Genomic DNA, 18,527 nt, shown 5'->3' with positions numbered 1-18,527 from the left:
GAATCCAAAATAGGTAAGGAAAATTCATGCTTTTGAGAATTGTGTAAAGTGCTGTTTTCCATATGCCTAGATTTTAGTCTAGGTTCTATATTCTAGCAGCGGTAGCGGTCCAGACTCTTTTACCGTATAATAATGAGTTAGGAGTTAATAATTAGGTTCCTAAGACGATTTTTATTGCTATCTCGAAAACGAATGAGGATCGCGGTGCAGCTGGAAGCTGGAGCCTGAAAATTCTTTGTACTATTTTGGCAATTTAACCTCCCTCCCCTATTCGAAACTAACATTTAAAATAAAAAAGAGGCTGCCTTTACTGGACAGCCTCTTTTTTGTTTATCTACTGTGGTTTTCTAACCTATACGCTCAATTCTGGCTCCAATATTTCGTAGCCTCTCATCTATATTTTCGTAACCCCTGTCTATTTGTTCTATATTGTGTATCGTAGAAGTCCCCTGGGCAGACATGGCAGCTATTAACAAGGAAACCCCGGCCCTAATATCTGGCGAAGTCATAGTCGTAGCTCTAAGGCTGGATTTAAAATCGTGACCAATAACCGTTGCCCTGTGTGGATCACAAAGAATGATCTTTGCCCCCATATCTATTAATTTATCCACGAAGAATAATCTGCTTTCGAACATTTTTTGATGGATAAGCACGCTACCCCTTGCCTGTGTGGCAACCACAAGCATTATACTCAATAAATCTGGTGTGAAACCCGGCCAGGGGGCATCACTAATGTTCATAATGGATCCATCGATAAAATTCTGGACTTCATAACCATCTGTATGGGCGGGAATGAAAATATCATCATTTCTTTTTTCAATGGTAATTCCCAGTTTTCTAAAAGTAGTTGGAATAAGCCCCAAATGTTCCCATCCAACATTCTTAATGGTGATCTCGCTTTTAGTCATTGCCGCAAGGCCAATCCAGGAACCAATCTCGATCATATCTGGCAGGATGGTGTGCTCACAGCCTGTGAAGCTCTCTACTCCTTCTATGGTAAGCAGGTTAGATCCAATTCCTTTGATCTCTGCTCCCATTGAATTAAGCATTTTACAAAGCTGTTGTAGGTAAGGTTCACAGGCCGCATTATAAATGGTTGTAGTACCTTTTGCCCACACAGCCGCCATAACAATATTAGCTGTTCCTGTAACCGATGCTTCTTCAAGGAGCATATAACTCCCTGTAAGACCCTGAGGGGCTTCTACTCCATAGAATCGCTCTTCCCTGTTGTAGCGAAATTTTGCTCCCAATTTCACAAAACCCTCAAAATGCGTATCCAGCCTTCTTCGTCCTATTTTATCTCCACCCGGGCGGGGAATATATCCTTTCCCAAACCTTCCCAGTAAAGGGCCCACGATCATAATAGATCCCCGAAGGCCACTGCCATCTTTTTTAAAAGCTTCGCTTTCCAGGTAATCAAGATTCAGCTCATCTGCCTGGAAACTATAACTGCCTTTACTTAATTTTTTAATTTTTACCCCCAGGTTGCCTAGTAAGGCAATAAGCTTATTTACATCTACTATATCTGGAATGTTGTTGATTACAACCTTCTCCGGGGTTAGCAATACTGCACAGAGTATTTGAAGGGCTTCGTTTTTTGCTCCCTGTGGCTGTATTTCACCACTTAAAGCATGCCCTCCTTCAATTTGGAAAATTCCCATCTAAAAAAAGTTTTTAATGACGTTTGCGACCGCGGGGATTGCGGTTGGTTTTCTTGGCAGGTGTACTGCTCTTGAATTTTTTATTGCCTCTAAGGAGATTTGCTGCCTCGCTAAGATCTTCTTCTTTATTCTTAAGATTTATGGTACCACCGCTCAATTCCCTTAAATGTTCAAAGATAATCTCGTCTTCCACCGTTTCCCTGTTCCAGTTAAGGTAGGATTTTTTCATATGGTTGGCAATGGAATATACAAGCGCTTCTTTAAGATCACCATCTTCCATTTTCACAGCCTCATCTATCATCCTCTTAATATTATTGCCATAGAACCTGTACTTTGGGAAATTTTGAGGATATCCCATAGGATCTGGACGTTCTTCGAGTAATTCTTTGGACGGCTTTGGAAAAGGGGATTCAACATCCAGTTTGAAATCACTTATAATAAATAATTGATCCCATAATTTATGCTGAAAGTCTGGCACATCTCTAAGATGCGGATTCATATTTCCCATTACGGCTATAATAGATCTAGCAACCTTATTGCGCTCTGCATCATCCTCGATAGAAATGGCGTGTTCCACCATCTTTTGCAAATGCCTCCCGTATTCGGGTATGATTAACTTACTCCTCTCAGAGTTGTATTCTAATTCGTATGTCAAAATTGAAATTTAAGGTGATATAAAATTTTGGAGATAATAATTGTTGCAAAATACTAAATAATATCCAACTTAAGGAAATTTATTTAACACCTCTTCTTATAAAGATAAGCCTGATCTATAGAGAGATAACCCCTTCTACCTCTTCTCCAACTTTTTTATATTTCGCAATAACGGCATCTGGATTCTTCATGCGAACATTCACAGATACACTGGTGTAGTTGCCATTTTTGGACTTCCTGGTATTAATTACGGCCCCCATGTTATCAAAAATATCCTGGATCTGTTCTATTTTTTCCTTTCTGGTAGGAACTATGAACTTATATAAATATTCTGATGGCCACATGGCCGTATCCAGTAACTGCGATTTTAATTTTTTGTAAAACTCTTCCGGATTTTTGGATGCTTCCATATTAATTCTCTTTCATCATTTTAAATGCAAATATACAATTAGTGAACCATTTTTTTTATCTGCCACAAATTCCGAAATTTGCGGAGTGCAAAATAAAAAAATAGTCATCACCGGGGGACCCGGTACAGGTAAATCTTCGGTTATTAAACACCTCGAACGTGAGGGATATATATGCTACCATGAAGTATCACGGGAAATAACTGCAGCTGCTCAAAAACAGGGAATTTCCCAACTTTTTCTTGAAAAGCCCATACTCTTTAGTGAAAAACTTCTTGAAGCAAGGGTTAAGCAGCATATTGAGGCATCCTTGAATGAGGTTTCTACGGTTTTCCTTGATCGCGGGATCCCAGATGTTGTTGCCTATATGGAGTATTTTGGCACTACGTACCCTCAAAAATTTCAGCAAGCCTGTGAGGATCATAGCTATTACCGCGTCTTCCTTTTGCCGCCATGGGAGGATATCTATCAAACAGATAATGAAAGGTATGAAAGCTTTGAACAAGCCCTTCTCATTCACGACCATTTAAAAAAGACCTATCTTTCCTATGGTTACGAGCCTATTGAAGTTCCTAAGAACACAATAGAGAACCGCAGTGATTTCATATTAAATAACATCCCCATGTAAACTTGCAGGAGGCCGGGAACATACTAAAAAAATACTGGGGCCATGAGTCTTTCAGGCCTATGCAGGAAGAGATTATCCTTGCTGCGGGAAAACGCCGGGATATCCTTGCACTCCTGCCAACCGGGGGAGGCAAATCCCTTTGTTTTCAAATACCTGTACTTTTACAGGAAGGAATTGGTATAGTTATCTCTCCCCTGGTTGCACTTATGGAGGACCAGGTGAAAGCCCTTCAGAAAAAAGGGATAAAAGCCCTGGCCATTGCCGGGGGATACCTTTCCAGGAGCTGGACGCATTACTGGATAACTGTATCTATGGGAATTATAAATTCCTTTACCTGTCACCCGAACGCTTGCAGCAGGATATCGTCCAGCAGCGTATAAAACAAATGAATGTGAACCTTATTGCTGTAGATGAGGCTCATTGCATCTCACAGTGGGGGCATGATTTTAGGCCGGCTTATCTTAATATTTCGCTTTTAAGGGATTTGAAACCTGAAGTGCCTTTTATGGCCCTTACAGCATCGGCCACTGCAGAAGTAGTAAGGGACATACAAAAGCAATTGGAGCTAAGGGATGCCCTGGTATATAAAACATCCCTCGAGCGCACAAATATAGCTTACCGGGTGATCCAGGCTGAGGATAAGATGTACAGGTTGCAACAAACCCTTAGAAACAAGGATGAAAGTGCCATAGTATATGTGCGTACCCGCAACGCGACTATCGAAGTTGCACGGGAACTTTTGCAATATGGCTATACTGCCGCAGCTTTTCATGGCGGATTGGCTAAAAAGGAAAAATCTGGAAGGCTGGATTCCTGGCTAAAGGAGGAAGTAAAGGTAATGGTTGCTACCAGTGCTTTTGGTATGGGAATAGACAAACCCAATGTACGCCACGTTATCCACCTTAATCTTCCTGAAAGTATAGAAAGCTATTTCCAGGAAGCAGGCAGGGCTGGCAGGGATGAACAACCTGCAACTGCGACTATTATCACAAATAAAAGTGACCTCCCGCAGTTAAAGAACCAGTTTCTCAAGACGCTCCCAGACCTGGAATTCACGATCCACGTATATAAAAAACTGGCATCTTATTTTCGTATTGCCTATGGGGAAGGCCAGGATGAAGAATATGATTTCAATTTTTCAGACTTTTGCACCCAATATCAGCTACATTCAGAAAAGACATATAATACTTTACAAATGCTCGATAGAATGAGCATTCTAAAAATGTCACAGCAATTCAGGAAAACCGCCAGCGTTCAGTTTATAATTTCAAACAGGCAGTTGTTGAATTATCTGGAAGAGAATAAAAGATATGATGCGGTCGCAAAAGCAATCCTAAGGACTTATGGAGGGATCTTTGAGAATAAAATGCCAATTAACTTAAGTTCTATTGCCAAAAAGGCTGAAACAAAAGAAAAGGAGGTGATTGCAATTCTTCAGCATCTGGAAAAGGACCATATTATAGATTTTGATTACCACCAAAACGATGCATCCATAGTATTTTTGGTACCGCGGGAAGATGAGGCGGCTATTTATCCTTTTTCAGGTTATATAAAATCACAGAATAAAAATAAAACCGATAAAATTGAATCCCTGCTGGATTATATCTCTACAGATTCGGAATGCCGTAGCAGGCAGTTGTTAAGGTATTTTGGAGAACCCTCCCCTCCTGCCTGCGGGATTTGCTCTGTTTGCCTTCCACCGGAAAGGGAGGTAGCAAGAGAAACCATAAAAAAGATCTACGAGGAGATAATGAAAGCACTGCTGGATGGAGAAAAGAACTCCAGGGAGCTGGTTGCCATTGTGCCTTTTCCTGAAAATGGAGTACTAAAGGTCCTTACGCTTATGCTGGAAAAAGGAATTATTGGGCTAACAGCTACAAATGCATACAAACTAAATAAGAAATGAGAGAGCTACGAATAGTATTTATGGGTACGCCGGAGTTTGCCGTTAACGTACTAGATGGAATTATAAAGGAAGGATATAAGGTAGTGGGGGTGATTACAGCGCCAGATAAACCTGCAGGCCGAGGAAGAAAGCTACAGGAAAGTGCAGTTAAAAAATATGCGGTAGAAGCAGGATTAAAATTACTGCAACCTACAAATCTTAAATCACCAGATTTCCTTAAAGAGCTGGAAGAAATTAATCCTAATGTACAGGTGGTGGTAGCCTTTCGAATGCTGCCAAAAGCAGTTTGGAACCTGCCTGAATTTGGCACATTCAATTTACACGCTTCCCTTCTTCCACAATACCGGGGTGCAGCTCCTATTAACTGGGCAATAATGAATGGAGAGACGGCTACCGGTGTCACTACATTTTTTCTGGATGAAAAGATAGATACTGGAGAGGTAATTTTACAATTAGGGGTTCCCATTGAAGAAAATGATACTGCAGGGAGTTTACATGATAAATTGATGACGACAGGCACCAAGCTTGTGTTGGCCACTTTGGACCAAATAAAGGAAAATACCGTAAAACCGTTGGCTCAGGAGGAATTCGCCCTCTTAAATGAAGCTCCAAAATTAACTAAAGAAAATACCAGGATTAATTGGGAACTGCCAAGGAAAACGATTTATAATTTTATAAGGGGGCTGGATCCTTATCCCGGGGCGTGGAGTGAATTGGAGGAAGATGGAAAAAGATCCCCGGTTAAAATTTACAGCACCGCGATATTAGATGAGGATTCTTCTTTGCCAGCGGGCACCTTGCTAGTGGACAACAAAAAATTAAAAGTTGCGTCAAAGGATGGAATGCTGGAGATCCTGGAAATTCAAATTCCCGGAAAGAAAAAAATGAGAAGCAGGGACCTACTTAATGGTTATAAGTTCAAGGCCGGGGCCAAACTTCTGTGAACCCTTATCACTACTGAAACGGAAGAAAATTGCAAAAAATCAAGTAGAGTTATTAACAATTTGCCGTAGTTATTAACAAATACCTGCATTTCCCTTGATATTACTTGCACGGCTGAGAAATCCATATAAATTTGTAAAGCAAATTAACGCAATGTTTAACCAACAATTAATTTAAAATTCAAATTATGAACAAAACGGATTTAATCGATGCAATGGCTGAAAATGCTGGAATCTCAAAAGCAGCAGCAAAAAAAGCACTGGAATCATTCCTGGAGAATGTAGAAAAATCTCTTAAAAAAGGAGATCGCGTTTCTTTAGTAGGTTTTGGATCATGGTCTGTGTCTAAGAGAGCAGCACGTGAAGGAAGAAACCCTCAAACCGGAAAAACTATTAAAATAGCTGCTAAAAATGTAGTTAAATTTAAGGCTGGAGCAGATTTACAAAAAGCTGTAAACTAGTTAATTCCCCCACTTAAAATCTTAAACCCTCCCCTCCAGGAGGGTTTTTTTATTATAAATTTATTATAAATTATTTGCAGTGGTAAATTTAATCTTTAGATTTATTTAAAAGAACATCAATTATGATAGCTTTAAAACCAGCCAAAGGCCTCCTGTTGGTGGCCGAACCTTCTATTATTGGAGATGCTTCTTTTAACCGCTCGGTAGTTCTCATTGCAGAACATTCCGAAAATGGTTCTATTGGGTTCATACTCAACAAAGTTTTGGATTTCACTTTAAGAGAGCTAATCCCCGAGCTCGACAAGAACTTTAAAGTGTACAATGGAGGACCTGTAGAGCAGGATAACCTTTATTTTATCCATAAGGTTCCGGACCTCATTCCGGAGAGTGTAGAAATTGCGAATGGGATCTTTTGGGGAGGTAACTTCGATGCGGTAAAGGAGCTAATAATGAAAGGTTTGATCACTGAGAAGGAAATTAGATTTTTCCTTGGTTATTCGGGTTGGGATGCACCCCAGCTAAAAGAGGAACTGGATTCCAATTCCTGGATTATCACAACGCACCAGGATGCCCGGGACATTATTGAAAGGCCTTACCGGTCCTTTTGGAAAGATAAGATGATTGAGTTAGGTGGTAATTATATGCTTTGGTCCAATGCGCCAGAGAATCCCAGTTATAATTAACCCAACCTTGCTTTTACATTCAATTTAGCCAGGAGTTCCCTGGCCACATCTGTAACGTACCTTTTTTTGCGGTACTTCGTTACAGGCTGTATTCCTGCGATAACATTGGTTAAAAATATCTCATCTGCCTTTTGAAGCTCAAAGGGTGAAATAGAGGCTTCTTCTATTTCAAAATCCTTTATTGTACCTACTATTGATAAAAGCTGTTTCCTCACAATTCCATTTAATGCTCCGTCTTTAAGTGGTGGTGTCTTGATCTTCCTGCCATTCACCACAAACACATTTGCATTCAAGGCCTCTACGATAGATTTATTCTCATTTAGCAGGAAACAATTCTTGAAATCATTTTCTGTTGCAAAAATACTTCCCAGCACGTTTACGGCTTTATTATTAGTCTTTATCGTAGACAACAAACCGCTGTTGATGTAATGATCTTTAAATAGCTCCACTTCATAATCCCCCTCTGGCAAGGTATAGAAGGCGTTGTCCAACGCCGTGGCGGTTATTATATAATCAACGTCCAGGCTGGCAGGAGTATAATAACCTCCCTCTTTTCTGTAAACCGTCATTCTCACTCTGGCCGGGGAATTTTCAAGGCCATTCTCATTTACTATCTGCAAGATCTCTTCTTCAAGAAATTCTGGTGAAAAGCTGGAAGGGATCTCCATTCTCATAATTCGCATTGAAGCCATCAACCGAAAATAATGATCCTCCCAAAAGATGATCTTACCGTGGATGACCCTTATGGTTTCAAAGACTGCATCACCATAATAAAGTCCCCTGTTTTTAATTGAAATACCGGCCTTGTCATCTTTGATAAGACTTCCATTAACATTGATCATAAAAAAACCCCGTTTTAATTAAGAAACGGGGCAAAGGTACTATATTTAAAAGGATTTTTTAAACCGACCCAAGAACCTGTTTAAGGTCTGATATCATATTTTCCCACAGCATTTTACCTTCATTTACTTCATCTTCTTCAGCAAAATCTGTAATCATTATTGACACATCTTTAGTGATCTCGTCTACCTGTATCCTTATTTCGAAGTAATAAGAAGTGTCTTCATCTGCCACCCAACGAAATTTAACTCGTTCCCCGTTCTTCTTGCTTACCAGTTTAGCTTTTTCTTCAGATCCATCCCAGATAAAGGTAAAAAGCTCCCCACGGGAGTTAACATTATCTGCATACCATTCACTAAGGCCAGAAGGGGTAGAAATATAATTATATAATAAGGAGGGAGAGGCTTGTATAGGAAACTCCATTTCGTACTTAACTTTATCTTCCATACTTTATTCGTTAGATTTTGGGCAATATAAATATTAATTGCTAACATAAAAAGAAAAGGAAACAAAATATGTAATTCAAAGAGAGTCTGGACCGCTCCGCTTCTGTAATCCCGGGTCTTGACTATTTCTATGATACCTGGAAAGGCTAATTACTCCCCCGCCGGTTTGGTCTCATTGCACCCCTGCTAAATTGAGTATAAGTTCGATCCCGGAAGCATTCTTACTTTTGTGCCTCGGAAAACCTGAATTTGGTACCTGGAATTTGATACTTGAAATTATTGGTGACCTATAATAATATGGGAATTTACGTTAAGCCTTGCCATAAATAGCCAGAGGTCATATGAATCTCAAAATGGATGGGTGTTTTGAATCTAAAATATTTCAGGAAAATCGAAGGCTTTGAGAATTAGATATAGCTCTGTTTTCCTTTGATTTGAATCTAGTATAGGTTCGATAATCCAGCAGCATAGCGGTCCGGGTTCTTTCACCGGACAGCTATGACTTGACAATTAGAATTTTTTTAGTCTGATTATAATTCGTGGAAGTCATAGAAGTTGTTGTAAGAGGTCAATTCAAACTCAACCCGGGGGTGGATTAAGAGTTAAATTAGCTGAGTAAGTTTCCTGGTTTGCAGCGAAACCTAAGTTACTCCTTTTCAGATGCTAAGATTTTAGTCTAAGATCTAGATTCCAGGAGCGGCAGCGATCTTGATTCTTTTCTCCTGCAACAATGAAATAATTACTAAAATAATGTTTGCCTCAAAACAAATAGTTTTTATATTTGCACCCGCTAACAGAGAAGTATGATACTTTTCCCGAAGCATTAGGAATGGCGAGGTAGCTCAGTTGGTTAGAGCGTCGGATTCATAACCCGGAGGTCACGAGTTCAAATCTCGTTCTCGCTACATCATATTAATATAAAATGCCGGAATTTTTCCGGCATTTTTTGTTTTCCTGAATATTGAGAAAGGAAGTTTTTTATTGCAAATGTTACTTCCCTTTTCAAGCCAAATCTTCTTTAATTAATAGAAGCCTTTTCACACTCGAAATCTTTTATCTCCAGAGGATTAATATATCAAAGTGAGTATGTTTTGATGTCCTTAAGTTCCCTGCTTAATTCGATTTCAGTTTAATTATAGTTGTCTACTGCTTAAACCTTCCTCATAACGTGCCGGTCTGCTTCATCATCAAGACACTCCTTGATATCTCTTAAGATTTCCCGGGAGCTGTTCTTATCGAGTAAGCCTTTTCCTTTCAATTCTTCCAACAAAGCGAGGGCAGAGACTTTTTTTAACATTGGTCTATTTTATCAAGTTTCGCCATATAATCCCGTACATATTCTTTTCGGTTTTCTTCTGTGATATATTTTCTTTTAATATCTACAACAATAAATCGAATGAGAACCTGTATCCCCTCAATAAGGTCAAGATCCAGCGCACGCTCCAGTTGACCAATAGTTCTTTGTCTTTTGTCACTGGCTTTATGAAAGAACCAGTTAATTACCACTACAAGCGCTATAAACCCAAGGACAGCTCCAATAGCATAAGTTTGCAGGAGAATATCATCAAATCTTATAGCAGGGTTAAAAACCCAGTATAATTGCACAAAGTACATATATACCGGTATCGTAATAGCGATCTTATAAGGTTTAAAAACTAGTCCTATTATTAATAACAACGGGGAAATTGACTGGGTGAAGACCCATAAAAAAGTCTGAGAATCGGCAAATCCATAAGTCTCAGCAAAATTTACCTCCAGGATCTTATCTGCAAATAGCATAAAGCCCGCTACTGCTACCAGAGCGCTTGCAAAAGTTCTAATTGTTACCTTGAGAACCTGGTCGTTGTATTTTGTCTTTGTCAACTTCTTCCATATAGATTCCCTGGGAACCCGGGCGCTGAATTTTTGTTTTGTCGACACTGTAGTTTTCATATTCTTCAAGTGATTCTGCAGTACAACCGGCCAATAGTCCTATCGCAAACAGGGCAAAAAATAATTTTCTCATAATAAGTAGGTTAAAAGTTACCTAACTAAAATATTTTAAGAAAATCAAATGAGCACCCCTTTTACGAATATATTAACAAGGTGTATGGAGGTTAAGGAGTAAATTTAATAATTTATTTGGTTTTCGCACTAATACTTCTTTTTTATTGTGAATTGGGCAATTCCGAACAACAATATTCTCTCCCTTTCGCGCTTCCAGATTATATTGCCTCCAGTCAATTTGCGAATTATTTGTATTTTCAGTTTTCATTTAAACTCTTTCGAAATGACAAAGATTGTTGTTCTTACCGGCGCAGGAATTAGTGCCGAAAGCGGTATTAAGACATTCAGGGATGCCGATGGATTATGGGAAGGACATGATGTAATGGAAGTTGCTTCGCCACAGGGATGGGATAACGATCCTGAAAATGTCCTGGAATTCTATAATCAACGAAGGAAACAATTACTAACTGTAGAGCCCAATCCCGCTCATTATGCCCTGGCTCAACTTGAAGAAGAATATGATGTACAAATAATCACTCAGAATGTAGATGATCTTCACGAACGTGCAGGAAGCTCCAATGTACTGCATTTACACGGGGAACTTTTAAAGGTGAGGAGTACCTTTGATGAAGATTTGATAATGGACTGGAGAAATGATCTCAAGCTAGGCGACTTTTGTGAACATAATCATCAACTAAGGCCACATATAGTATGGTTTGGCGAAGCTGTACCTATGTTTCCCATTGCCTGTGATATCACCCGGGAGGCAGATATCGTACTAATCATAGGAACTTCTCTACAGGTCTATCCGGCCGCTGCTCTTATTGATTTTGCCCGGGAGGACGCGGGTATATATTTTATTGATCCCGCCCCTTCCCTATATCACAGGCCAGATGTTACAATTATTTCAGAAAAAGCTGCGGTAGGGGTTCCATCCCTGGTACAGCAATTGCTAACAGGTAAAAAAAATACTGAATGAAATCTGAGATCCTTCAGCAATTAACCTTCAAAGAACCTCTTTAAAATACGTTAAAGGCTTATATTAGCGGCTCAATTTAAATAAGTAATAATGACACCGCTTACAGCAATTTCACCTATTGATGGGAGATATCACCAAAAGACAAAATCCCTAATAAAATATTTTAGTGAAGAAGCCCTTATAAAATACCGGGTGAGAGTTGAAATAGAATATTTCATTGCACTTTGCAAATTGCCTCTACCCCAGCTTAAAGATGTAAAACAGGACAGTTTTGAGAAGCTTCGTGATATTTACAGGAATTTTTCCTCTAATGATGCTGCTGCCGTAAAGGAAATTGAACGTACGACCAACCACGATGTCAAGGCTGTAGAATATTTTATCAAGAAAAGATTTGATGAGCTGGGTTTGACTAAAAGCAAGGAATTCATCCACTTTGGCCTCACCTCCCAGGATATCAATAATACGGCAGTCCCACTTAGCCTTAAGGAAGCTGTTGATGAAGTTTATCTTCCCCTTCTTAATGAAATTATTGGCAAGCTTAAAGACCTTGGTAAGGAGTGGGAAGATATCCCCCTTCTTGCTCGTACACATGGCCAACCGGCTTCACCAACAAGGCTGGGAAAAGAAATGGAAGTCTTTGTTACACGCCTAAGGATACAGCAGGACCAGTTAAAGCAGGTTCCACATTCAGCCAAATTTGGAGGGGCCACCGGGAATTATAATGCCCATAAAGTAGCATACCCCAATACCGACTGGAGGAAATTTGGCTCTAATTTCGTTGAGGGGGATCTTGGACTGGATCATTCCTTTCCTACTACCCAAATCGAACATTACGACAACATGGCCGCCTTATTTGATAACTTAAAGCGTATTAATACCATACTTATTGATTTGGACAGGGATTTCTGGACTTATATTTCAATGGATTACTTTAAGCAGAAGATCAAAAAAGGAGAAGTAGGTTCCTCGGCTATGCCTCATAAAGTAAACCCAATAGATTTTGAGAATAGTGAAGGAAACCTGGGGATCGCCAATGCGATCTTTGAACATTTGGCTGCAAAGCTTCCTGTAAGCCGATTACAGCGAGATCTTACCGATAGTACTGTGTTAAGGAATATAGGAGTGCCGCTGGGTCATACCCTCATCGCATTCCACTCTACTTTAAAAGGGCTGGAAAAATTACTTCTTAATGAGTCAAAGATACAGCAGGATCTGGAAAATAACTGGGCTGTGGTTGCAGAGGCTATACAAACTATACTAAGGCGGGAAGGCTATGAGAATCCATATGAAGCCCTTAAAGGTTTAACCAGGACCAACGAAGGTATCAACAGGGAGAGTATTGCCGGTTTTATAGAGACCTTAAGAGTTTCTGAAGAAATAAAAATAGAACTAAAATCTATCACTCCGCAAAATTATACGGGTATATAAATTGATTTTGCACAAAAAGGAAAATCCGCGAAACAAGATTGTTCCGCGGATTTTTTTATATTAAATTTTTATGGTTTACTCTGCCTCCTGTGGAGTAGAACCTCCATCTGTAAACATTTGCGCTATTCCTGAAAGTCCGTTTAGGTCCAGATCACCTTTTTCCAATGATTTCATTAAATTAATAATGTCACCTGGATTCATATTGTCTCCCAGTACGCGGGCTATTCCCATACCGCGGTTTTCATCGAAACCGTATAGTATAAGCTCATCTATAGCTTCTTCCTCCCCGGTGAAATAGATCTCTATACGAGATTCCCCTCCTCCAAGCCTCATAAGCAACTGGTACTTCTCATCTTTAAGGATATTATTCACGTTTGCCTTTTCTTCTTCGATCCTCAGCTTGTTTTCAGTTTTTTGAGGAATGGCTAATACATTTATCTTCTTTATTGTCTCGAGTGTCCTTTTTTGATCGGCATTAAGAGATTCAGAATTAGTAAATAAACTGGTTGGAACATCTATAGCTACAAAATCCTTGTTAGATTGATTCTCTACATAATATTGTTGCAGGCTCTGTTCGTTATTGCAAGCGGTCATCATGATCCCCAGACATACCACGCTTAAGGTTTTTATCCATTTCATATTATGAACGATTATTGGTTTTTACATTTTTCAATTCTTCACTTCCCGGCACTTTAAGTTCAGAGGTTAACTGGGATATCTTGGTAAGATCAAGATCTCCTGTGATACTCATGATTACAGAAACAGGTTTGCCATCCTTCTGCCCTTCCATAAACATAAAGAGCTCGCTTACGAAATTATCATTTCGCCCTGGTTTAGAATAGAATTTTATATTATTCCCGCTCTCACTTACCCTCATCAACTCATCCAGAGTACCTTTTTTAAGGTATGCACTTACATCTGTAGCCATTTGTGTCCTTATATCGGGCTTATGGGAGCTATACACTCTTATCTCCTTAAGGTTATCAATTAGATTGAGGTATTGTTGTGCTTCTGGATCATTGGCACTTAGATCTACTTTTGAAAGAAGTTTAAACATCTTGCTGGTCATCACAACCGCATCTACTTCTTTCATAGAATCATATTTATCAAAGGTCTGGGCATATCCTGCTACCGTTAATAGACCTGCTACTGCAAAAATTACTAGCTTTTTCATTGTGTTCTGGGTTTAATTATTATTCTTTTATATACTTGTTTTTAGCTCTGTCAAATTCTTCCACATAAATCAACTCCTCTTTCCCGGTATTAAGCGCCGCTGCAACCATTTGCAGCGCTTCCTTGGTTTTATAATATGCCTCTTCAGGATCTTCAATAGAACCCAGGTCCTGTCCAGATAATTCCTCCTGCCCGGTATTTAGGCTGGCAAAAAGTCCAATGGCCAGGATAATACTTGCAGCAATTCCCACAAAGGCGAACTTTTTCTTTTTGGACTTCACCTCTACCTTCCCGGGATAGGTGGAAGTTCGCTCCTTGCTGGTATATGCAAATAATAGCCGGTATGGTTCTAGATGAGGGGCAACCTTTGCACCTGTAAAATATTCCCGTAGAAAACTTTCCTCTGCAAGGGTGGTTTCCCCTTCCTCGTATTTTTTGAGTAAAGCTTCAATTTTTTCCAATTCCATAGTTGTGTTTTTTTATCAATTCTTCTCTTATTTTTTTTCGTGCCCTGGATAATGCTACCCTTATGGCTGTTTCATTCATGTTGGTGATCTCTGCTATCTCTGCGAAATCATATTGTTCTACATCCCTTAGTTGAAATATGAGTTTTTGCTGCTCTGGCAACATATTAAGGATGCTTGTAACCTGGTCAAGTTCATCTTCAATTTCCAGTTGGCGGTGCTGGTTGTTCTCATTACTGTCATAATTACTATGAACTATTCTTAAATTATTATTTTGCTTTAATTTTAATTGGTCCAGGCAGTGATTTTTTGTAACCGTCATCGCAAAAGCTTCCAAATTGGCATACTCCTTGAGTTTATCATTACGGCTCCACAATTTCAGGATCACATCCTGGGTAGCGTCCTCTGCTGCCTCCCGTGATGTTAGCAAGCGTAATGCCAAACGGTATATTTTATCCTTAACAGGATCAATTAAATTGATAAAGGTGTGTTGGTTCATTTAAAACTGGTTGTTAGTACCTTTTCATAATTACGACGAATCACTTGAGAATTTGTTACAGGATTTTTTAATTTACGATATTGTAGTTACTTTTAGAGACTTTTTAATAACCCTCAATTTAGAATATTTGAAATGGGCACCAGTATCTCACAAGTTAAGGCAGGATATGCACATTCTATTTTATAATTGAAAAACAATAATTTATCTAAATATGAAAATGTATAAACTTTTTTTTCTTGCTCTATTGATTAATGTAGGGTTCGTTTCCTGTAGTGAAGATGCCGATGACGTTGGGCCTACACCTCCTACAACAGGTGGTGAGGGAGAGACAAGAGACCTCACAGTTGAAAATTTCGCCTGGAGGGGAATGAATAATATCTATTTGTATAAGGCCGATATCCCACAACTGGCCAATGATTATTTTGCTTCTCAAGCTGAAAGGAATGATTTTCTTGATAATTTTGAAACTCCCGAGGATCTTTTTTATGACGGACTTATGTCTTCCCAGGACAGGTTTAGCTGGATAGTAGATGACTATGTAGAACTGGAAAACCTTTTTAGCGGGATAAGTACCACTACCGGAATGAATTATTCCCTGGGTACATATGGGGAAAATGCAAATTTGGTTTTTGGAGTAGTACGTTATGTTTTGCCGGGAACTTCAGCTGAAGCAAAAGGCATTAAACGAGGAGATCTCTTCACCAGGATCAATGGGGAACAAATGACAATAACCAATTACAGTGCCCTGTTGGCTCCCGAAGTGCTTGACGTAACGTTGGCCACGATAGAGGGGAATACCATTACTGAAACGGGAGAAGTTACCTTAACAAAAGCAGAATACAGTTCCAATCCTGTTTATATTACTAAAACAATTGACCTTGATGGTATGAAGATAGGTTACCTCATGTATAATAGCTTTACAGATGATTATGATGAGGACCTTAATGATGCCTTTAATTATTTTAAAGGGGAGAATATCACCGAACTTATCCTGGACCTGCGCTATAATGGCGGAGGATCTGTAAGGACAGCTACAGATCTTGCTGCAATGATCACAGGTCAATTTCCAGGAGAAATATTTTTAAAGGAAGAATGGAATGCCGAATATCAGGACTACTTCCTAAGAAATAATCCTAACAGACTTGTGAATAAATTCAACACCCAACTCACAACAGGTACAGCTATTAACAGCCTAAACCTGGACAGGGTATATGTTTTGACCACAACAAGGTCTGCCTCTGCAAGTGAATTGATCATAAATGGCCTGGAACCATACATCGATGTTATTCACATTGGAGATAAAACTACCGGGAAATTTACTGCAAGTACTACTTTATATGATTCTCCCAACTTTGGAAGACAAAATGCCAGTACTCGCCACACCTATGCCTTACAACCACTTATTTTCAAATCACTGAATGCCAATGGAGTTTCAGATTATGTGGATGGATTGTATCCCGATTTTGAATTTAAAGAAGATATTAGGAACTATGGTGTACTTGGAGACGAAAACGAACCTTTATTGAATGCAGCACTTAATTATATTCAGGGTAACAGGATCTCTATGCCTGAAGGTTTTAAGCCTTTTAACGTAGTAGGAGAAAGTGGAATGGAATTACCTACTTATCAAAAAATGTACGTTAAGGAAATTCCAGGTTTTTTGGAAAGGGAATAATAAAATAGCAAATAGTTTAAAAAATCGGGTTTGTATTTAATGCAACCCCGATTTTTTTATTTAAATACCGCCACGCTATTCGTATTTTGCAGTGGAATGCTTGGCATAGTTTATGAAACTAATTACACAACAGGCTTTTACGGGAACAATCCTATCCTTTATACAGGTTGGATCACACCGGTCCTTTTAGAACTAATAAAATCATTACTATGAAAAATATAAAGATCTTTTTTCTTACCCTATTAGCAGGAAGTTTTTTTGCCTCCTGCTCCAGTGATAATGAGGAATTTGAAGAAAAACCAGACGTAACTGCAACTACAGAGGAGTCTTCGAAGGAACTGGAAGTAGAGAATTTTATCTACAGGGGAATGAGCGATATTTATTTATATAAGGATGATCTTGATGTATTGGCAGAAAATTATTTCGCCTCCCAGGGCGAAAAAGATGCTTATCTAAAAACATTTTCAAGTCCTGAAAAATTATTTAACAGCCTTAAATCATCCCGCGACCGTTTCAGTTACTTGATCGATAATTATGAGACAATGAAAACCGGTACAATAGCGTCTACTGGAGAGACTGGAATGTCTTTTGGTTTGGTTAGCTATTGTCAAAGTTGTACAGAGGTCTTTGGCTATATAAAACTTGTCCAACCAAATACTCCTGCTGCAGCGGAAGGAGCAGAAAGAGGGATGATCTTTAACCGGGTTAACGGGCAACAACTTACCAAATCTAATTATACAAGCTTGCTTACCTCATCATCCTACACATTAGGACTAGCAAAAATTGAAGGTAACACGATAACAGAACTGGACAGGACTATAAATATCTCCACTCGTGATATTAATACAAATCCCGTAGTGATATCCAAAGTACTCGAGGTTAATGGGATTAAAACAGGATATCTGTTTTATAACAGTTTTGATGAGGACTTTGATGAGGAGCTTAATAGCGCTTTTAATGAGTTGAAGGGTGCCGGAATACAGGAACTTGTACTTGACTTGCGTTACAATGGAGGAGGATCTGTACGAACAGCTACAGATTTGGCAGCTATGATCACCGGGCAATTTGTTGGAGAGGTTTTTATGAAGGAAAGATGGAATGAGAAATACCAGTCATATTACGAGCAACGTAGCCCTGAAAGCCTACTGAATAAATTTAATACAAGCATTCGAACAGGAACTACAATTAATAGTTTAAATTTAAACAGGTTATTTGTTTTGACTACAAAAAGTTCTGCCTCGGCCAGTGAATTGATAATCAATGGACTTGACCCCTATATTGATGTTGTACAAATAGGAGATGTTACTACCGGGAAGTTTGAAGCCTCTGTTACACTTTATGATTCCCCCAATTTTTCTGAAGATCATTCCTCTCTAAATGACTCCCATACCTACGCAATCCAACCCCTGGTATTAAAGTCAATGAACAGGGATGGAGTGACAGATTATAAAGATGGAATTAACCCGGAGATTAAATTGCCCGAAGATGTTCTTAACCTGGGAATATTAGGTGATAAAGACGAGCCTTTATTAAAAGTTGCACTAGACGTTATTGCAGGAAACAGAGTATCGATCCCTGAAGTAAAGACCTATGATGGTATTGGTGAAAGCGGAATGTTTGATCCCGGCTTCCAAACCATGTATATCGATAAAGTTCCTGTTGAAATGCAGGAATAAAAAGCAAAAAGCCCTGAGAG

The 18,527-nt window shown here is 39.1% G+C and carries 21 protein-coding genes and 1 tRNA gene; 11 read left to right on the top strand and 11 right to left on the bottom strand.

Annotated elements, in window-relative coordinates; all coding sequences use genetic code 11:
* Positions 1–347: 347 nt before the first annotated feature.
* From murA to FHG64_RS18785, 3 genes are all read right to left on the bottom strand, one after another.
* Entirely contained in the window at positions 348–1,661 is a 1,314-nt protein-coding gene (gene murA / locus FHG64_RS18795) for a UDP-N-acetylglucosamine 1-carboxyvinyltransferase (protein ID WP_139067820.1), read from the bottom strand.
* A gap of 13 nt (positions 1,662–1,674) precedes the next feature.
* Entirely contained in the window at positions 1,675–2,316 is a 642-nt protein-coding gene (locus tag FHG64_RS18790; protein WP_174760412.1) for a DUF4290 domain-containing protein, read from the bottom strand.
* A gap of 115 nt (positions 2,317–2,431) precedes the next feature.
* Positions 2,432–2,725, bottom strand: a complete 294-nt coding sequence (locus FHG64_RS18785; protein WP_139067818.1) for a DUF493 family protein — start codon at positions 2,723–2,725, stop codon at positions 2,432–2,434.
* A gap of 85 nt (positions 2,726–2,810) precedes the next feature.
* On the opposite strand from FHG64_RS18785, the gene FHG64_RS18780 reads away from it, so the two are divergent.
* From FHG64_RS18780 to FHG64_RS18760, 6 genes are all read left to right on the top strand, one after another.
* Positions 2,811–3,350 (top strand): AAA family ATPase, encoded by a 540-nt coding sequence (locus FHG64_RS18780; protein WP_139067817.1) that lies wholly within the window; start codon positions 2,811–2,813, stop codon positions 3,348–3,350.
* A gap of 59 nt (positions 3,351–3,409) precedes the next feature.
* A complete protein-coding gene (locus FHG64_RS19945) occupies positions 3,410–3,730 on the top strand; it encodes a DEAD/DEAH box helicase (protein WP_317133580.1) in 321 nt (106 codons plus the stop codon).
* Positions 3,700–5,256, top strand: coding sequence for a RecQ family ATP-dependent DNA helicase (locus tag FHG64_RS18775; protein ID WP_317133579.1), 1,557 nt, complete (start codon positions 3,700–3,702; stop codon positions 5,254–5,256). Before FHG64_RS19945 ends, FHG64_RS18775 begins: the two co-directional genes overlap by 31 nt.
* On the top strand, positions 5,253–6,200 hold the full coding sequence (gene fmt / locus FHG64_RS18770) for a methionyl-tRNA formyltransferase (RefSeq protein WP_139067816.1): 948 nt from the start codon (positions 5,253–5,255) through the stop codon (positions 6,198–6,200). The genes FHG64_RS18775 and fmt overlap by 4 nt, the downstream gene beginning before the upstream one ends.
* Positions 6,201–6,385: 185 nt before the next feature.
* Positions 6,386–6,658: an HU family DNA-binding protein gene (locus FHG64_RS18765; protein WP_006990442.1), complete on the top strand. Its 273-nt coding sequence runs from the start codon at positions 6,386–6,388 to the stop codon at positions 6,656–6,658.
* Between the two features lie 122 nt (positions 6,659–6,780).
* Entirely contained in the window at positions 6,781–7,341 is a 561-nt protein-coding gene (locus FHG64_RS18760; protein ID WP_139067815.1) for a YqgE/AlgH family protein, read from the top strand.
* On the opposite strand, the gene FHG64_RS18755 is transcribed toward FHG64_RS18760, so the two are convergent.
* The gene (locus FHG64_RS18755) at positions 7,338–8,183 is read right to left on the bottom strand and encodes an aminotransferase class IV (protein WP_139067814.1); all 846 of its coding nucleotides are present in this window, start codon (positions 8,181–8,183) and stop codon (positions 7,338–7,340) included. The genes FHG64_RS18760 and FHG64_RS18755 overlap by 4 nt on opposite strands.
* A 58-nt stretch (positions 8,184–8,241) precedes the next feature.
* Positions 8,242–8,628, bottom strand: coding sequence for an START-like domain-containing protein (locus FHG64_RS18750; protein WP_139067813.1), 387 nt, complete (start codon positions 8,626–8,628; stop codon positions 8,242–8,244).
* Between the two features lie 830 nt (positions 8,629–9,458).
* Between FHG64_RS18750 and FHG64_RS18745 the strand changes: the two genes are divergently transcribed.
* Positions 9,459–9,532, top strand: a tRNA-Met gene (locus FHG64_RS18745).
* A gap of 245 nt (positions 9,533–9,777) precedes the next feature.
* Here the strand turns inward: FHG64_RS18745 and FHG64_RS19285 are convergent.
* Positions 9,778–9,924: a hypothetical protein gene (locus FHG64_RS19285; protein WP_168191392.1), complete on the bottom strand. Its 147-nt coding sequence runs from the start codon at positions 9,922–9,924 to the stop codon at positions 9,778–9,780.
* Positions 9,918–10,559 carry a hypothetical protein gene (locus tag FHG64_RS18740; RefSeq protein WP_139067812.1) on the bottom strand — a complete coding sequence of 214 codons (642 nt, stop codon included), beginning with the start codon at positions 10,557–10,559 and terminating at the stop codon, positions 9,918–9,920. Before FHG64_RS18740 ends, FHG64_RS19285 begins: the two co-directional genes overlap by 7 nt.
* A 337-nt stretch (positions 10,560–10,896) precedes the next feature.
* Here FHG64_RS18740 and FHG64_RS18735 point away from each other — a divergent pair, with 337 nt between their 5' ends.
* Both FHG64_RS18735 and purB read left to right on the top strand, forming a co-directional pair.
* Positions 10,897–11,592: an SIR2 family NAD-dependent protein deacylase gene (locus FHG64_RS18735; protein ID WP_139067811.1), complete on the top strand. Its 696-nt coding sequence runs from the start codon at positions 10,897–10,899 to the stop codon at positions 11,590–11,592.
* A 90-nt stretch (positions 11,593–11,682) separates the two neighbouring features.
* A complete protein-coding gene (gene purB / locus FHG64_RS18730; RefSeq protein WP_139067810.1) occupies positions 11,683–13,020 on the top strand; it encodes an adenylosuccinate lyase in 1,338 nt (445 codons plus the stop codon).
* 75 nt (positions 13,021–13,095) lie between these two features.
* Here the strand turns inward: purB and FHG64_RS18725 are convergent, their stop codons facing one another.
* From FHG64_RS18725 to FHG64_RS18710, 4 genes are read right to left on the bottom strand one after another with little or no spacing between them, the layout of a single operon-like run.
* The gene (locus FHG64_RS18725; RefSeq protein WP_139067809.1) at positions 13,096–13,659 is read right to left on the bottom strand and encodes a DUF4252 domain-containing protein; all 564 of its coding nucleotides are present in this window, start codon (positions 13,657–13,659) and stop codon (positions 13,096–13,098) included.
* A gap of 1 nt (position 13,660) precedes the next feature.
* A complete protein-coding gene (locus FHG64_RS18720) occupies positions 13,661–14,194 on the bottom strand; it encodes a DUF4252 domain-containing protein (RefSeq protein WP_139067808.1) in 534 nt (177 codons plus the stop codon).
* Between the two features lie 19 nt (positions 14,195–14,213).
* Positions 14,214–14,660, bottom strand: a complete 447-nt coding sequence (locus FHG64_RS18715) for a hypothetical protein (protein WP_139067807.1) — start codon at positions 14,658–14,660, stop codon at positions 14,214–14,216.
* The gene (locus tag FHG64_RS18710; RefSeq protein ID WP_139067806.1) at positions 14,641–15,156 is read right to left on the bottom strand and encodes an RNA polymerase sigma factor; all 516 of its coding nucleotides are present in this window, start codon (positions 15,154–15,156) and stop codon (positions 14,641–14,643) included. Before FHG64_RS18710 ends, FHG64_RS18715 begins: the two co-directional genes overlap by 20 nt.
* 217 nt (positions 15,157–15,373) lie before the next feature.
* On the opposite strand from FHG64_RS18710, the gene FHG64_RS18705 reads away from it, so the two are divergent.
* Together FHG64_RS18705 and FHG64_RS18700 are read left to right on the top strand one after the other, a co-directional pair.
* On the top strand, positions 15,374–16,831 hold the full coding sequence (locus tag FHG64_RS18705) for a S41 family peptidase (RefSeq protein ID WP_246054195.1): 1,458 nt from the start codon (positions 15,374–15,376) through the stop codon (positions 16,829–16,831).
* A gap of 209 nt (positions 16,832–17,040) precedes the next feature.
* A complete protein-coding gene (locus FHG64_RS18700; RefSeq protein WP_139067804.1) occupies positions 17,041–18,507 on the top strand; it encodes a S41 family peptidase in 1,467 nt (488 codons plus the stop codon).
* Positions 18,508–18,527 lie beyond the last annotated feature (20 nt).

Origin of the sequence: Antarcticibacterium flavum, assembly GCF_006159205.1 — a bacterium.
GTDB lineage: Bacteria > Bacteroidota > Bacteroidia > Flavobacteriales > Flavobacteriaceae > Gillisia > Gillisia flava.
Note: the sequence above shows the minus strand (reverse complement) of the source record. Positions and strands in the feature narration are given on the sequence as shown.

What these genes read in the sequence shown, in the direction of transcription:
- murA (WP_139067820.1), bottom strand. Translation starts at nt 1,661, where the DNA reads ATGGGAATTTTCCAAATTGAAGGAGGGCATGCTTTAAGTGGTGAAATA.
- FHG64_RS18785 (WP_139067818.1), bottom strand. Translation starts at nt 2,725, where the DNA reads ATGGAAGCATCCAAAAATCCGGAAGAGTTTTACAAAAAATTAAAATCG.
- FHG64_RS19945 (WP_317133580.1), top strand. Translation starts at nt 3,410, where the DNA reads ATGCAGGAAGAGATTATCCTTGCTGCGGGAAAACGCCGGGATATCCTT.
- fmt (WP_139067816.1), top strand. Translation starts at nt 5,253, where the DNA reads ATGAGAGAGCTACGAATAGTATTTATGGGTACGCCGGAGTTTGCCGTT.
- FHG64_RS18765 (WP_006990442.1), top strand. Translation starts at nt 6,386, where the DNA reads ATGAACAAAACGGATTTAATCGATGCAATGGCTGAAAATGCTGGAATC.
- FHG64_RS18760 (WP_139067815.1), top strand. Translation starts at nt 6,781, where the DNA reads ATGATAGCTTTAAAACCAGCCAAAGGCCTCCTGTTGGTGGCCGAACCT.
- FHG64_RS18755 (WP_139067814.1), bottom strand. Translation starts at nt 8,183, where the DNA reads ATGATCAATGTTAATGGAAGTCTTATCAAAGATGACAAGGCCGGTATT.
- FHG64_RS18750 (WP_139067813.1), bottom strand. Translation starts at nt 8,628, where the DNA reads ATGGAAGATAAAGTTAAGTACGAAATGGAGTTTCCTATACAAGCCTCT.
- FHG64_RS19285 (WP_168191392.1), bottom strand. Translation starts at nt 9,924, where the DNA reads ATGTTAAAAAAAGTCTCTGCCCTCGCTTTGTTGGAAGAATTGAAAGGA.
- FHG64_RS18740 (WP_139067812.1), bottom strand. Translation starts at nt 10,559, where the DNA reads ATGAAAACTACAGTGTCGACAAAACAAAAATTCAGCGCCCGGGTTCCC.
- FHG64_RS18735 (WP_139067811.1), top strand. Translation starts at nt 10,897, where the DNA reads ATGACAAAGATTGTTGTTCTTACCGGCGCAGGAATTAGTGCCGAAAGC.
- purB (WP_139067810.1), top strand. Translation starts at nt 11,683, where the DNA reads ATGACACCGCTTACAGCAATTTCACCTATTGATGGGAGATATCACCAA.
- FHG64_RS18725 (WP_139067809.1), bottom strand. Translation starts at nt 13,659, where the DNA reads ATGAAATGGATAAAAACCTTAAGCGTGGTATGTCTGGGGATCATGATG.
- FHG64_RS18720 (WP_139067808.1), bottom strand. Translation starts at nt 14,194, where the DNA reads ATGAAAAAGCTAGTAATTTTTGCAGTAGCAGGTCTATTAACGGTAGCA.
- FHG64_RS18715 (WP_139067807.1), bottom strand. Translation starts at nt 14,660, where the DNA reads ATGGAATTGGAAAAAATTGAAGCTTTACTCAAAAAATACGAGGAAGGG.
- FHG64_RS18710 (WP_139067806.1), bottom strand. Translation starts at nt 15,156, where the DNA reads ATGAACCAACACACCTTTATCAATTTAATTGATCCTGTTAAGGATAAA.
- FHG64_RS18705 (WP_246054195.1), top strand. Translation starts at nt 15,374, where the DNA reads ATGTATAAACTTTTTTTTCTTGCTCTATTGATTAATGTAGGGTTCGTT.
- FHG64_RS18700 (WP_139067804.1), top strand. Translation starts at nt 17,041, where the DNA reads ATGAAAAATATAAAGATCTTTTTTCTTACCCTATTAGCAGGAAGTTTT.